Source organism: Pseudomonas sp. Z18(2022) (genome assembly GCF_036346535.1).
In the GTDB taxonomy this organism is placed as follows: Bacteria; Pseudomonadota; Gammaproteobacteria; order Pseudomonadales; family Pseudomonadaceae; genus Aquipseudomonas; species Aquipseudomonas yamanorum_A.
The window spans coordinates 147,565-162,571 of sequence record NZ_JAOTOA010000010.1; the positions used below are offsets into that span (position 1 = coordinate 147,565).

The 15,007-nt window shown below is 62.3% G+C and carries 11 protein-coding genes; 7 read left to right on the forward strand and 4 right to left on the reverse strand.

Translation table 11 applies throughout. The annotated features are described in order from the left end of the window. Positions 1-5 precede the first annotated feature (5 nt). Together V3W39_RS20240 and V3W39_RS20245 are read right to left on the reverse strand one after the other, a co-directional pair. On the reverse strand, positions 6-404 hold the full coding sequence (locus V3W39_RS20240; RefSeq protein ID WP_177048531.1) for a MerR family transcriptional regulator: 399 nt from the start codon (positions 402-404) through the stop codon (positions 6-8). A 167-nt stretch (positions 405-571) separates the two neighbouring features. Continuing rightward, the gene (locus tag V3W39_RS20245) at positions 572-1,501 is read right to left on the reverse strand and encodes a LysR family transcriptional regulator (protein WP_177048533.1); all 930 of its coding nucleotides are present in this window, start codon (positions 1,499-1,501) and stop codon (positions 572-574) included. A gap of 150 nt (positions 1,502-1,651) precedes the next feature. Here V3W39_RS20245 and V3W39_RS20250 point away from each other — a divergent pair, with 150 nt between their 5' ends. Further along, complete coding sequence (locus tag V3W39_RS20250) at positions 1,652-2,881, forward strand: acyl-CoA dehydrogenase (protein WP_177048535.1); 1,230 nt, start codon at positions 1,652-1,654, stop codon at positions 2,879-2,881. Positions 2,882-2,995: 114 nt separating this feature from the next. Here V3W39_RS20250 and V3W39_RS20255 read toward each other — a convergent pair whose 3' ends face one another. Further along, on the reverse strand, positions 2,996-4,336 hold the full coding sequence (locus tag V3W39_RS20255; RefSeq protein ID WP_330213202.1) for a phosphate ABC transporter substrate-binding/OmpA family protein: 1,341 nt from the start codon (positions 4,334-4,336) through the stop codon (positions 2,996-2,998). 97 nt (positions 4,337-4,433) lie between these two features. Beyond that, the gene (xthA, locus tag V3W39_RS20260; RefSeq protein WP_294733894.1) at positions 4,434-5,246 is read right to left on the reverse strand and encodes an exodeoxyribonuclease III; all 813 of its coding nucleotides are present in this window, start codon (positions 5,244-5,246) and stop codon (positions 4,434-4,436) included. 203 nt (positions 5,247-5,449) lie between these two features. Between xthA and V3W39_RS20265 the strand changes: the two genes are divergently transcribed. The 6 genes from V3W39_RS20265 (at position 5,450) to V3W39_RS20290 (ending at position 14,962) form a co-directional block, all read left to right on the forward strand. Further along, entirely contained in the window at positions 5,450-6,100 is a 651-nt protein-coding gene (locus V3W39_RS20265; RefSeq protein ID WP_177048541.1) for a GNAT family N-acetyltransferase, read from the forward strand. Positions 6,101-6,164: 64 nt separating this feature from the next. Further along, on the forward strand, positions 6,165-7,892 hold the full coding sequence (locus tag V3W39_RS20270) for an autotransporter assembly complex protein TamA (protein WP_177048543.1): 1,728 nt from the start codon (positions 6,165-6,167) through the stop codon (positions 7,890-7,892). Continuing rightward, on the forward strand, positions 7,892-11,563 hold the full coding sequence (locus tag V3W39_RS20275; protein ID WP_330213203.1) for a translocation/assembly module TamB domain-containing protein: 3,672 nt from the start codon (positions 7,892-7,894) through the stop codon (positions 11,561-11,563). Before V3W39_RS20270 ends, V3W39_RS20275 begins: the two co-directional genes overlap by 1 nt. 232 nt (positions 11,564-11,795) lie before the next feature. Next, complete coding sequence (locus V3W39_RS20280; protein WP_177048564.1) at positions 11,796-12,269, forward strand: MarR family winged helix-turn-helix transcriptional regulator; 474 nt, start codon at positions 11,796-11,798, stop codon at positions 12,267-12,269. Beyond that, a complete protein-coding gene (locus V3W39_RS20285) occupies positions 12,266-13,729 on the forward strand; it encodes an efflux transporter outer membrane subunit (RefSeq protein WP_330213204.1) in 1,464 nt (487 codons plus the stop codon). Before V3W39_RS20280 ends, V3W39_RS20285 begins: the two co-directional genes overlap by 4 nt. 15 nt (positions 13,730-13,744) lie before the next feature. After that, a complete protein-coding gene (locus V3W39_RS20290) occupies positions 13,745-14,962 on the forward strand; it encodes an HlyD family secretion protein (RefSeq protein WP_177079683.1) in 1,218 nt (405 codons plus the stop codon). The last annotated feature ends 45 nt before the right edge of the window (positions 14,963-15,007 follow it).

Genomic DNA, 15,007 nt, shown 5'->3' on the forward strand with positions numbered 1-15,007 from the left:
ACCTTTTATAAATGGCCAACCTGGCTCTGAAGGGTCTGTTCCAGCGCCTGGGTGCAGCGCTCTTCGGCGGTGTCGAGTTCCAGTTTCATCTGTTCGATGTCCAGCAACTGTTGCTCCAGCTGCTCGCGGCGTTCGGCGATTTTCGCCAGCATGCTGTGCAGCTGTTTCTGGTTGCCGCTGGTGGGGTCGTAGAGTTCGATCAGCTCCCGGCACTCGGCCAGGGAGAAACCGATGCGCTTGCCCCGCAGGATCAGCTTCAGGCTGACCTTGTCCCGGGGCGAATAAATGCGCTCCTGGCCCCGGCGTTCCGGGGACAGCAGGCCTTGTTCTTCATAGAAACGAATGGCGCGGGTGGTGATGTCGAGCTCGCGGGCGAGATCGGAGATGCTGTAGGTCGTGCTCATGGGGGCGCTCAAGGAGTGTCTTGAGGGCTAAGCTAATGGGTGCTTGACGTTAACGTCAAGCACATTGCCCACTGTAGGAGCGGGCTTGCTCGCGAAAAACGCTAACGGTAACGCAGGCTGTCTGGTTCAACGCGGCGTTCTCAGGTTTTTCGCGAGCAAGCTCGCTCCTACAGTTTGTCCAGCTTCTTCTCATGGGCCGTCACTTGCTGGCACAACTCGATCATCTGCTCGCGCATCCAGCGGTTGGCCGGGTCCTGGTCGGTGCTTTCGTGCCAGTACAGATGGGTTTCCACCATCGGCACATCGTTCACCGGCAGGTTGAACCAGTGCAGTTCATGACGCCTTGCAAAGCGCTCCGGCACGGTCATGACCATGTCGGTCTGCTGCAGCACTTGCGAGGCCATCAAATAATGTTGGGAACGCAGGGCGATCTTGCGTTGCAGGCCCATCTTGCCCAGCGCCAGGTCGACATGGCCCAGGCCGTTGCGCCGGCTGGAGATATGAATGTGGGTCAGGGACAGGTAATCATCCAGGGTCAGCTTTTCCTTGCCCGCCATCGGGTGGCCCTTGCGCATGGCACACACGTAGCGGTCTTCCATCAGCTTGACGTGGCGCACTTGCGGGTCGGTGTTGAGCGGCGCATCAACGGCAAAGTCCAGGCGACCGGCCGCCAGCTCCTTGGTGGTTTCCCGGCGCTTGGACAGAAAACTCTCGATCACCACCGTCGGCGCCAGGCGGCGCAGGCGCTGGAACAGCGGCGGCAGAATCACCGCTTCGGTGAGGTCGGTCATGCTGATGCGGTAGGTCTTGGCGGCCTGTTGCGGGTTGAAAATCCGGCTTTCCTGCACCGACACCCGCAACAGCGACAGCGCATTGCGCACCGGGCCGATGATGTTCTGGGCCATGGGCGTGGGCACCATGCCTTGGGCGGTACGCACGAACAGGGGGTCGTTAAAGGTTTCCCGCAGGCGGGCCAGAGCGTTCGACACGGCCGGCTGGGTAATTCCGACAATCTGCCCGGCGCGGGTCAGGTTGGCTTCGGTGTAGATCGCGTCAAAGACGATGAAAAGGTTAAGGTCGACCTTGCTCAGATTCATTTCGCTGCGCTCTTATTGTTAGGTGTCCATACGCCGATCATATATCGGTGATGAATGTTAATACACGCCGAGAATAGGCTAGGTAAATTATCAACGCTGTTCTAGCATCGATTCATGACCTCAACAACCTCCATTGAGAAGGTGCTGCCCATGGATTTCGCCTATTCGCCCAAGGTTCAGGAACTGCGTGAACGTGTCACCGCGTTCATGGACGCTTACGTTTACCCGGCCGAGCCGGTGTTTGAACGCCAAGTCAGCGAAGGAGACCGCTGGCAGCCCACCGCAATCATGGAAGAGTTGAAGCTCAAGGCCAAAGCCGAAGGCCTGTGGAACCTGTTCCTGCCGGAATCCGAACTGGGCGCCGGTTTGACCAACCTCGAATACGCGCCACTCGCCGAAATCATGGGCCGCTCCTTGCTGGGGCCGGAGCCGTTCAACTGTTCGGCACCCGACACCGGCAACATGGAAGTGCTGGTGCGCTACGCCAATGAGGAACAGAAACAACGCTGGCTCGAACCGCTGCTGCGGGGCGAGATCCGCTCGGCGTTCGCCATGACCGAGCCGGACGTGGCTTCCTCCGACGCCACCAACATGGCCGCCCGTGCGGTACGCGATGGCGACGAATGGGTGATCAACGGCAAAAAATGGTGGACCTCCGGCGCCTGCGACCCGCGCTGCAAGATCCTGATCTTCATGGGGCTGAGCAACCCGGATGCGCCGCGCCACCAGCAGCACTCGATGATCCTGGTACCGGTGGATGCGCCCGGCGTGAAGATCCTGCGCCCGCTGCCGGTGTTCGGCTACGACGACGCCCCTCATGGCCACGCCGAAGTGCTGTTTGAAAACGTCCGCGTGCCGTACGAAAACGTCCTGCTGGGTGAAGGCCGGGGCTTTGAAATCGCCCAGGGGCGCCTTGGCCCGGGCCGTATCCACCACTGCATGCGCTCCATCGGCATGGCCGAGCGTGCGCTGGAATTGATGTGCAAACGTTCCGTCAGCCGTACCGCCTTCGGCAAACCGCTGGCACGCCTGGGGGGCAATATCGACAAGATCGCCGACTCGCGGATGGAAATCGACATGGCGCGCCTGCTGACCTTGAAGGCCGCCTACATGATGGACACCGTGGGCAACAAGGTCGCGAAAAGCGAAATCGCCCAGATCAAGGTGGTGGCGCCGAACGTAGCGTTGAAGGTGATCGACCGCGCGATCCAGATCCACGGTGGTGCCGGTGTTTCCAATGATTTCCCGCTGGCCTACATGTACGCCATGCAGCGCACCCTGCGCCTGGCCGACGGCCCGGACGAAGTGCACCGGGCGGCGATCGGCAAGTTCGAGATCGGCAAGTATGTGCCGCGGGAGATGATGCGCAGCGGGCAGTAAGACCGAGGTGTCTTCATCGCAGGCAAGCCAGCTCCTACAGGTGAATGCAGTCAACTGTGGGAGCCGGGCTTGCCCGCGATGAGGCCAGTCCGGGCAATAAAGATCTCTAAGTCCTCAGTAAACCCAAACCTCCACCCGCCGGTTCTTGATCCTTCCCTCATCCGCCGTATTCGCCGCCACCGGCATCTCGGCGCCAAACCCGCGGATATCCCTCAGCACCACGCCGCTTTTAACCAGCTCCCGCCGCACCGCCATCGCCCGCAGCTTCGACAATAGCGCCGCCCGCTGCGCATCATTCTTGGCATCCCCAAACCCCACCAGCGTTACCTGCTTGTCCAGCTTGCCGTGGCTCTTTATATAAGCCACCACCCGCATCAGGTCCTGACGCGCCTTGTTGTCGAGGCTCGCGCTGCCTTCCTCGAACCGGAAGTTCACGGTCAGCCGCTGCGCCTGCCGGGCAATCGCCTGGTAATCCGCCGGCATCGGCGCGCGGGGCTCCACCGCCATGGCCTGCACCTGCTGCGCGATAAAGCCGTTGGCGGCCACGATCGCCTGGCCCTTGCTGCTTTGGGCAAAGTCCACCAACGCCTTGGCCCACGGGTTCTGCCCGGCGGGTGGCAGATAGAAGAACAACCGGCGCGACAGCGGGTAATCCTCAGTGGCGATCAGGCTGTTTAACGCCAGCATGGGCTGCGAGTCGCCATCGACTATGGCGACCGCCTTGGCCAGGCGCACATAGGGCAAGCCGATAAAGCCGATGCCCTGAGGATCGTGGCTGACCGCATCCGACAATTGCTCGCTGGACTCGAACCGCTTGGCGCTGCCATCCAGCGACTTGCCGCGCCGGCTGAGCACCAGCTCCTTGAACGTATCGTAGGTGCCCGACTGATCATCCCGCGCATACAAGTGAATCTTGCCGCCGATACCGCCGATCTGTTCCCACGTGGCGACCTCGCCGCTGAAAATCTGCGCCAGTTGCACAGTGTTCAGGGTATTGAGCGGGTTGCGCGGGTTGAGGATGATCGCCAGGCCATCAACGGCGATGACTTGCTCGGCGTCGGGGCTTTTCAGGTCGCCGAGGGATTCGAGGTCCACCAGCTCGCTGTCTTTTATCGGCCGGGAGGACGCGGCGAGGTCGGCACTGGCTTTTTTCAGCGCGGCAAACCCGGTGCTGGAGCCATGGGCGGCCACGTCTATCGTCACGCTTTGGCCCTGGCGGGTCTTGCCGACGATGTGCTGTTCGTTGTCTCGGTCAGACGGCTCGCTGTGCACGCCTTGCAAACCCTGTTGCTCCATCAGTCCCTTGACCAGCGCTGGGCCCAGTGCCGCGCCAATGGTGTTGGAGCCCTGGATGCGCAAGGCCGGGCCGTTTTCGGGAAAGGGCAATGGGGCGGAGGACGCGGCGAGGGGGAATGCGCTGAGCAGGGCCAGCAGGGATAGAACGCGCAGCATCATGCCGGCACCTTCTCGAGCCAAAGGGAGTGCCGCGAGATTAAGTCAGGCAGGTTGCATAAATATGACGAGGGCCGGTTTGCCGGCCCTCTATGCTAAATCAGCTCAATTCCAGCCAGATCGGCGCATGATCGGAGGGTTTTTCCATGCCGCGCAGATCGTAGTCTACGCCGGCATCCTTCACCCGAGGCAGCAAGCCTTGAGAGGTCATGATCACGTCGATCCGCAGCCCGCGCTTGGGCTCGTCTTCAAAGCCACGGCTGCGGTAATCGAACCAGCTGAAGCGGTCTGCCACGTCCGGGTTAAGGTGACGGAAGCTGTCCACCAGGCCCCAGTTCTTCAAGCGTGCCATCCACTCGCGCTCTTCCGGCAGGAAGCTGCACTTGCCGGTTTTCAGCCAGCGCTTGGCGTTGTCGGCACCGATGCCGATGTCGCAGTCTTGCGGGGAAATATTCACATCGCCCATCACCACCACGGCCTGGTCATTGCTGAACTGCGATTCCAGCAAGGTCTGCAGGTCTTCGTAGAAGCGTTGCTTGGCGGGGAACTTGGTGGGGTGGTCGCGGCTTTCGCCCTGTGGGAAATAGCCGTTCATGATGGTAATCGGGTTGCCGTTGGCATCGGCGAAGGTGCCCCAGATAAACCGGCGCTGGGCGTCTTCTTCGTCGCTGGCAAAGCCTTTATGCAGTGCCAGCGGTTCCTGACGCGAGAGCAGGGCAACACCGTAGTGGCCTTTCTGCCCGTGGTAATACACGTGATAACCCAGGGCCTTGATCTCATCCAGCGGGAACTGGTCGTCGTGGACCTTGGTTTCCTGCAGGCCGATCACGTCCGGTTGGTGTTTCTCGATCAGTGCCGCCAGCTGATGAGGGCGGGCGCGCAGCCCGTTGATATTGAAAGACACGATTTTCATGGTCGGCAGTCCAGTCTGGCAAAAGGGCGATGCTAGCCGACAAGTCGGACGGGGGCCAGCCTTGTAGCAGCTGCCGAGGCACGAGGCTGCGTTGGGCTGCGAAGCGGCCCTCGATGGCTACACTGAACGAACCAGTGCCGCAGACGTTCGTAATAACAAGAGCGCAACCTTTTTGAGTCAGCGCCCAGGGGAGATTCACTGTTATGCCTGACACCTCGACTGCCATCGCCCAGATCCACATGCTCGACAGCGGCTATTCCCGCGAAGCCCGCTCCCTGTTGTACCAGGCCTATCGCCATGAGCCGACGTTCGCCTACATCTTCGAAGCCGAACGTCCCGGCTACGAACAGCGGGTGCGCGCCACCGTGCGTGAACTGGTCAAGCAACACTTCTTCCAGAACCTGCCGGCCATTGGCCTGCTGGTCAACGACCGGCTGATCGGCATCGCCCTGATCGCGCCACCCACGCGGCGCCTGGGCATTACAGAAAGCTGGGCCTGGCAATTGCGCATGTGGCTGAGTACTGGCGTGCGCGGCACCCGGCGCTATCTGGAATACCATCAGGCGGTGCTGGCGTGCCTGCCTTCGGACTCGGTGCATGTACTGCCGCTGCTGGGGATTCACCCGCAATTCCAGGGCAAGCACTACGGTGAACAGTTGCTGGAAGCGGTACATAACTGGTGCGCCGAAGACCCGCATTCCTCCGGCGTGGTGTTGGACACTGGGAATTCTCGCTACCTGGAGTTCTATAAACGTCAGGGCTATGAAGAGATCGGCGAGGTGGCTGTAGGACCCGTCCTGGAACACGTGTTCTTTCACGCAAATCCGCAGGTGTTACAGGCTGCAACGCTTTAAGACAGAATTGTTCAGACAAATCAGGGTTCTAAGACGCTCCCAAGCTCGTGTAGCATCCCGGCCTATGAAGTTTCCAGGAAGATTTACCAGCGGCTTGATCCTGCTGTTCACGAGCTGCGGCGCCTTGGCGCAAAGCGAATTGGATGTGCGCATCAAACCTTCAAACGACGCGTTGAAAGCCAACATCGAAGGCTACATCGGCGGGGTCGGCGATCGTGACGAAGAAGCCTTGCAACGGTTCAGCCGTGGCGCCGAGGAGCAGGCCCGCAAGGCCGCCCAGGCGCTGGGCTTCTATCAGCCGCAGATTGCCAGCGATGTGAAGGGCGGCAAGAACCCGCGCCTGATCCTCACCATCGACCCCGGCGAACCGGTGCATTTGCGTAACGTGACCATTCGGGTCGATGGCCAGGCCGCCGACCTCAAAGGCTTTCGCGTGCCCAGCAACGACCAACTCAAACCCGGCGCCGTGCTCAACCACGGCAACTACGAAGACGCCAAGCGCGTTATCCAGAACCAGGCGTCACGCTACGGCTTTTTCAGCGGGCGCTTTACCAGTCAGAAACTTTCGGTGGACCCCAAGGCGGGCGTGGCCGATATCGAACTCATTTATGACAGCGGCCCGCGCTACACCCTGGGCAAGGTCAGCTTTGCCGGCGACACGCCGTTTGATGAAGACCTGCTGCAACGCATGGTGCCGTTCAAGAGCGGCGCGCCCTACGACTCCGAGCTGATCGCCGAACTCAACCAGAACCTGCAAGGCAGCGGCTTTTTTGAAGGCGTGCGCGTGGACGCCGCCCCGGCCGCGTCCACCAACGACGTAATCCCGGTAGCCGTGCAACTGGAAACCCGCAAGCCCCGTACCATGGGCCTGGGCCTGGGTTATTCGACCGACGTCGGCCCCCGCGGCAAGGCCAACTGGACGCGCCACTGGGTCAACCCCCAGGGCCACAGTTATGGCTGGGAAGCCGAGCTGTCGGCACCCCGGCAGAACGTCGGGCTGTGGTACGACATTCCCCTGGACCCGCCGCTGACCGACAAACTGCGCTTTGCCGGCGGCTATCAGAATGAAGAAATCGCCAACACCGACACCTTGAGTAAATTGCTGACCCTCGGCCCCGAGTGGCACAGCAAGTTGCCCAGCGGCTGGACGCGGGTGATTTCGCTCAAGTATCAGCGCGAAGAATATCGCCTGGGCAATGACTCTGGTCTCAGTAACCTTGTGATGCCGGGGGTCAGCTACTCCTACCTGCGCAGTGATAACCGCATCGACCCTCACAATGGCTATCGCCTGCTGTTCGACGCCAAGGTCGCCAAGGAAGGACTGGGTTCCGACACCAACCTGCTGTACGGCACGGCGACCATCAAGGGCTTGACCACCCTGTGGGACAACCACCGCTTCCTGGCCCGGGCGCAGTTTGGCGGCAGCGCCACCAACGGCTACAAATCCGTACCGCCGTCGTTGCGGTTTTTTGCCGGTGGCGACCAGAGCGTGCGCGGTTACGAATACCAGACCCTGTCCCCGGAAAACGACCGTGGCGACCGCATCGGTGGCCGCTACATGGTGGCCCTGAGCGCCGAGTATCAATATTCCATCGCCGAAAAATGGCGGATCGCGACCTTTATCGACCAAGGCAACTCGTTCAACACCCTGGAAATGCCGAGCCTGAAAACCGGTGTGGGTGTGGGCGTGCGCTGGGTGTCGCCGGTCGGTCCGATCCGCCTCGACCTGGCCCATGCCCTCGAAGATCCGGGCGGCATTCGTTTGCACTTTTCCATGGGGCCTGAGCTGTGATGCGTGGTTTGAAAATAGCGGGGCTGGCCGTGCTGGCGGTCCTCGCGGTGATAGTGCTGGCGCTGTGGACGGTGCTGGGTACCCAAGTCGGCAGCCGTTGGGTGCTGGGCCAGGTGCCGGGTTTGGCCGTGGAGAATTTCCAGGGTCGCCTGGGCGGCCAGTGGAGTGCCGACCATCTGTTATGGCAACAAGACGGCAGCCGCGTGGAGCTGCAGGCACCGAAGTTCGACTGGTCGCCCGCGTGCCTGATGCGCATGACGTTGTGCATCAACCAGTTGGATGTGGAACAGGTGAGCCTGCAATTTGCGCCCAGTACCGAAGAAAGCAGCGGCCCGATTACCCTGCCGGACCTGAAATTGCCGCTCGCTATCCAGTTGGGCGACATCCGCGTTGGCAGCCTGCTGTTCAACGGCAGCGAAGAACTCCAGGGCCTGCAACTGGCGGCGCACTGGACGGCCGCCGGGATGCAGATCGACTCGGTGCACCTGCAACGGGACGGCCTGGTACTCGACCTGTCCGGCCAACTGCAACCAACCGGCAATTGGCCGCTGACCGCCGCCGGTAACCTGAGCCTGCCGTACGCCCCGGGCGGCGCGCCGTGGACGCTGGCGCTCAAGGTCGATGGCGATCTGCTCAAGACCCTCAAGCTCGACGCCGACAGCAGCGGCTACCTGCCGGCCAAACTCAGCGGCGAGTTGCAACCGCTGGTGGAAAACCTCCCGGCGCAGTTGCACATCACCGCCGATGGCTTCAAACCCAGTGCCGATCTGCCCGATACCCTGCAACTCAATCAACTGGACCTGACGGCCAAGGGCGACCTGAGCAACGGTTACCAACTGCTGGGCAAAGCCGTACTGCCGGCGGAAAAAGGCCCGGTGGATTTGCTGCTGCAAGGCAAGGTCGACGCCAAGGGCGCGCAGATCGCCGGGCTGGATTTGAATGCCGGCGATAAACAAAGCCTCAAGGTCAGTGCCAATCTGGACTGGCAGCAAGGCTTCAGCGCCGACGCGAAAATCGACTGGCTGGATTTCCCCTGGCATCGCCTGTACCCGGTGATCGACGAACCCCAAGTAGCCTTGCGTACCTTCAATGGCGAAGTTTCCTACAAGGACGGCAACTACCTGGGCAACTTCAAGGCCGACCTCGACGGCCCGGCGGGCAAGTTCAGCCTGGCCAGCCCGTTCAGCGGCGACCTCAAGCAAGTGTTCCTCCCCGAGCTGAAACTCGCCGCCGGCCAAGGCAAGGCCGAAGGCCACCTGAACCTGCAATTTGCCGACGGCATCGCCTGGGATACCGCGCTGGACCTGTCGGCGATCAACCCGGCGTATTGGGTCGCGGAATTGCCCGGCACCCTCGCGGGCCCGTTGCGCAGCAAGGGTGAGATGAAGAACGAGCAGCTCAAGCTCAACGCCGACCTCGACCTCAAGGGCCGCCTGCGGGGCCAGCCCGCCGTACTCCAGGCCAAGGCCGAAGGCGCAGGCGAGCAGTGGACCCTCGGCGCCCTCGACATTCGCCTCGGCGACAACCGCATCTATGGCAGCGGCAGCCTGCAACAGCGCCTCGCCGGGCAGATCGACATCAAGCTGACGCGCCTCGCCCAGCTCTGGCCGCAGCTGCGCGGGCAGATGAATGGTCGCCTCGACGTCGCCGGCACCCTGAAAGCGCCGCAAGGCAAGCTCAACCTGGTTGGCCAGCAACTGGCGTTTGAGGATAACCGCCTGCAAAACCTGACCCTGGACGCGAACCTGGATAATGCCCAACGCGCCAAAATCGACCTGAAGGGCAGCGGCATCCAGGCCGGTGAAACCCAGGTCGGCACCTTCACCGCCAGTGCCCAGGGCGATATCAAAAACCAAAAGGTCCAGCTCGACCTGGCCGGCCCGCTGCTCAAGCTGGCCCTGGCCCTGGATGGCAACCTCGACAAAGGCAACTGGCGCGGGCGCCTGGCCAGCGGTGATGTGCAAGCGGGTGGCCAGGACTGGAAGCTGCAAGCCCCGGCGAAAATCGAGCGCATGGCCGATGGCAAGCTGACCTTTGCTGCCCATTGCTGGGTGTCCGGCGCGGCGAGCCTGTGCGGCGAAGACCAGCGCCTGATGCCCGAGCCCAAGCTGCGTTACCACCTCAAGCAGTTCCCCATCGACAGCCTGGCGGCCTTTTTGCCGAAAGACTTCGCCTGGCAGGGCAAGCTCAATGCCGACGTGCAACTCGACCTGCCGGCCAGCGGCCCCAAAGGCGTGGTCTCGGTGGACGCCAGCGGCGGCACCCTGCGGGTCAAGGACAAGGACCAGTGGCTGGATTTCCCCTACGACACCTTGAAGCTGGAAACCACCCTCAACCCCAAACGCATCGACACCCAGCTGAACTTCCGCGGCGGCAAGCTGGGCGAATTGCTGTTGCAGGCGCAGATCAATCCGCTGCCGAAGAACAAACCGATCACCGGCACCTTCACCCTGACCGGCCTCGACCTCGCCGTGGCGCGGCCGTTTGTACCGATGGTCGAGAAGCTCAATGGCAAGCTCAACGGCAACGGGCGCATCGGCGGCGGCCTGCTGGCGCCTCAGGTCAACGGCAGCATCAACCTGGTGGGCGGCGAAATCTCCGGTCCGCAACTGCCCACCAGCTTCGAAGGCCTGAATATCCAGGCGCTGATTGCCGGCGAAAGCGTGCAGCTCAATGGTGGCTGGCGCAGCGGCAAGGCCGGGCAGGGCTCTATCAAGGGCCAGATCGACTGGGGCCAGGCCCTGGCGGTGGACATTGCACTGCAAGGCACGCAACTGCCGGTCACCGTGGAGCCCTACGCGGCCCTGGAAGTGGCGCCCGACCTGAAAATCAGCATGAAAAACGACAAGCTGGCGATTTCCGGCAAGGTGCAGATCCCCACGGGCGAGATCACCGTGCGCGAACTGCCGCCATCGACGGTCAAGGTCTCGGATGACACGGTGATCGTCGGCAGCCAGACCGAAGAGGGCAAGCCGCCGATGGCCATGGCGATGGACATCGATGTGGAGGTGGGCAAGGACAAGCTGAGCTTCGCCGGCTTCGGCCTCACCGCCAACCTTCAAGGCCACGTACACATCGGCGACAATATGGACACCCGTGGCGAACTCTGGCTCAACGACGGCCGCTACCGCGCCTACGGCCAGCGCCTTACGGTGCGCCGTGCGCGGTTGCTGTTCGCCGGGCCGATCGACCAGCCGTACCTCGACATCGAAGCCATCCGCCAGACCGACGACGTAACCGCCGGTATCCGCCTGAGCGGCAGCGCCGAGCAGCCCACCACGCAGATCTTCTCGGAACCGGCCATGAGCCAGGAGCAGGCGCTGTCCTACCTGGTACTGGGCCGCCCCCTCAGCACCACCGGTGAAGACAACAACATGCTGGCCCAGGCGGCGCTGGGCCTTGGGTTGATGGGCAGCGCCGGGGTGACGTCGGACATTGCCAAGAACCTGGGCATCCAGGACTTTGAGCTGGACACCCAGGGCAGCGGCAACAACACCGCCGTGGTGGCCAGCGGCAAGATCTCGGAGAAGCTCAGCCTGCGTTATGGCGTGGGGGTGTTCGAGCCGGCCAACACCATTGCCTTGCGGTATTTGCTGAGCAAAAAGGTGTACCTGGAAGTGGCCAGCGGTGTGGCCAGCTCTCTGGATATTTTCTACAAGCGGGATTTCTAAGGGCGCCTCTCCTTGTAGGAGCGAGCTTGCTCGCGAAAAACGTCAACGATAACGCGTGCGCCCTGGATGCACGCGTTGCCCTTCAGTTCTTCGCGAGCAAGCTCGCTCCTACACGAGAGCGCCACTTATCCGCTAATTAGCAAGCAACCTAACTATTTGTTTGACATTCGCTGCCTAGGCAGTAACATCGTGACACACATTCACTGCTTAGGCAGTTAATAGGCTGATCACGATGAAGCACTTCACCCCCGAAAACTTCCACAACTGCCACCTCGGCCTGCTGCTGGGTCGGGCTGCGCTGCTTAAAGACAAGATCATCGACACCCACATGGAGCCCCACGGCATCACGGCCGCGCAGTTCAAGGTGTTGATCATCATGGCCCAGTACGGCGTCGACACCCCGGCCGAGCTGTGCCGCAACCTGTCCCTGGACAGCGGCTCCATGACCCGCATGCTCGACCGCCTGGAGCAAAAGGACCTGCTGGCGCGCAAGCGTTCCGAGCAGGACCGGCGCCAGGTGCAGTTGGTACTGACCCCGGAAGGCCAGCGCGTAGCCGACATGCTGCCGGAGATCGGCGCCCAGGCGCTGAACCAATTGGCGGGCGCGCTGGAGCCGGGTGAATTGCAAACCCTGGAAAAAATCTTGAAGAAAATTCTGATAGCTGCGGGTGACCCCATCACCATTCAGCGGGTAGGTGGTGCATGAACAATCGCTCCTTGCGTGCCGGCCTCAGCCTTGTGCTGGTGGCCATGACTATGGCCGGTTGTGCCAATTTCAGCGGCTTGAACACAGAAGGCAAACGCCTCGAAGCCAACACCTTGCAAACCGGCAAATCCCTCAGCGGCGTCACCCTGTCCACCGCTGCCTGGCCGGCCGCCGACTGGTGGAAAGGCCTCGGCGACCCACAGCTCGACGGCCTGATCCAGGAAGCCCTGCAAAACAGCCCCGACATGCAAGTGGCCAGCGCCCGTGCCCACCAGGCCGAAGCCGCGGCCTATGCCGCCGACGCCGAGCGCATGCCGACCCTGGATGCCAGCGCCGGTGTGAGCCGTTCGCGTCTGGCCAAGGACCAGGACCCGTTGGGCCAGGGCGATGCCTACGCCACCGTGCGTAACATCGGTGCCAGCTTCAACTACAACTTCGACCTGTGGGGTGGCCAGCGTGCCGCCTGGGAAGCGGCACTGGGCCAGGCCCGCGCCGCCGAAGTCGACCAACAGGCCGCGCGTCTGACCCTGGCGGCCAACGTCGCCAAGGCCTACAGCGACCTGGGCCAGGCCCATATCGTGCGTGACCTGGCCAATGATGACCTCAAGCGCACCCGGCAAATGCTCGACCTGGGCCAGCGTCGCCTGAACTCCGGGATCGACAGCCAGTACCAGTACCAGCAAACCGAAAGCCTGGAAGCCAGCTCCCAGTCGCAACTGATCGATGCCGAAAAACAACTGCAGAGCGCCAAGATCGCCCTCGCGGTGTTGCTCGGCAAAGGCCCCGACCGTGGCAGCGAACTGGTACGCCCCAACGTGCTCAAACCGAGCGCTGTTGCCGTGCCGTCGGTGTTGCCTGCCGAACTGGTGGGCCGTCGTCCGGACCTGATCGCCGCACGCTGGCGTGTGGAGGCGGCGAGCAAGAACGTCGCGGCCAGCAAGACCCGCTTCTTCCCCAACCTCAACCTGAGCGCGAGCGCCGGGGCCGAGTCGTTGCTGGGGGATGCGATGTTTGGTTCGGCCAGCCGTTTCTTCAGCATTGCGCCGACCATCTCGCTGCCGATCTTCGACGGCGGCCGTCTGCGCGCCGACCTCGATGCCCGCGACGCCGACTACGACCTGGCCGTGGCCCAGTACAACAAAACCCTGGTGCAAGCCTTGGGCGATATCGGCAACACCCTCGTGCAATTGCGCGAGACCGGCCGGCAGATCCAGGCCCAGCAGCATGCTGCGGACATTGCCCAGCAGTCCTACGACACCGGGGTGCAGCGTTACAGCTCAGGCATCGGGAATTACCTGGACGTGCTCAGCATCGAGCAGCAATTACTCCAGGCCCAACGTCAGTTGGCCACCCTGAATGCTGAGCAAATCGATCTTTCGATTCAACTGATGCAGGCCCTGGGCGGCGGTTTCCACGCCGATAACGTGGCCTCGACCACCCCAGCCACGCGCACTGAATAATTCAAGGTACTTGTCATGGCCACTGCCGAAACCAGCAACAACGCTCCTGAAACAAACAAGGCTGAACAACCCAACACCAGCAACCCGCGCAAACGCAAAGTCATGCTGTTTGTCCTGGCGCTGATCGTCATCCTCGGCGCTGTGGGCGTGTGGGGCTGGTATGAGTTGTATGGCCGCTTCAGCGAAAGCACCGACGACGCCTACGTCAACGGCAACGTGGTGGAAATCACCCCGCTGGTGACCGGCACTGTGGTGAGCATCGGTGCCGATGATGGCGACCTGGTGCATGAAGGCCAGGTGCTGATCAACTTTGACCCCAACGACGCAGCCGTCGGCCTGCAAAGTGCCCAGGCCAACCTGGCCCGCACCGTGCGCCAGGTGCGTGGCTTGTACAGCAACGTCGATGGCATGAAAGCCCAGGTGCTGGCGCAACAAGCCAACGTGCAAAAGGCCCAGGACAACTACAACCGGCGTAAGAACCTCGCTGCCGGCGGGGCGATTTCCCAGGAAGAGCTGTCCCACGCCCGCGACGACCTGACCTCGGCGCAGAACGCCTTGGCCAACGTGCAACAACAGTTCAAGACCACCAGCGCCCTGGTGGATGACACGGTGATTTCGTCCCACCCGGACGTGCAGGCCGCCGCCGCGCAGTTGCGCCAGGCTTACCTCACCAACGCCCGCAGCACCTTGATCGCACCGGTCACCGGCTATGTGGCCAAGCGTACCGTGCAACTGGGCCAGCGGGTTCAGCCGGGCACCGCGCTGATGGCGGTGATTCCGCTGGATCAACTGTGGATCGACGCCAACTTCAAGGAAACCCAGCTGCGCAATATGCGCATCGGCCAGCCGGTGGATATCGAATCTGATATCTACGGCAGCGACGTGAAATTCAGCGGCACCGTCGACAGCCTCGGCGCAGGCACCGGCAGCGCGTTTGCCTTGCTGCCGGCGCAGAACGCTACCGGTAACTGGATCAAGATCGTGCAGCGGGTGCCGGTGCGCATCCATGTAAACGCCGAAGAGTTGGCCAAGCACCCGCTGCGGGTGGGCTTGTCCACCGTGGTCAACGTCGACCTGCACGACCAGAGCGGCCCGGTACTGGCCCAGCAGGCGCCGCAAAAGGCTTCGTTCACCACCAATGTGTACGACCGCCAGTTGGCCGAAGCCGACGCCATGATCACCCAACTGATCCATGACAACAGCGTCGCCGCTCCCAAGGCTGCCCAGCGCTGATTCGCCAATCCATCAGCTACGGCCCCGGCGGCCGTAGCGCCCATC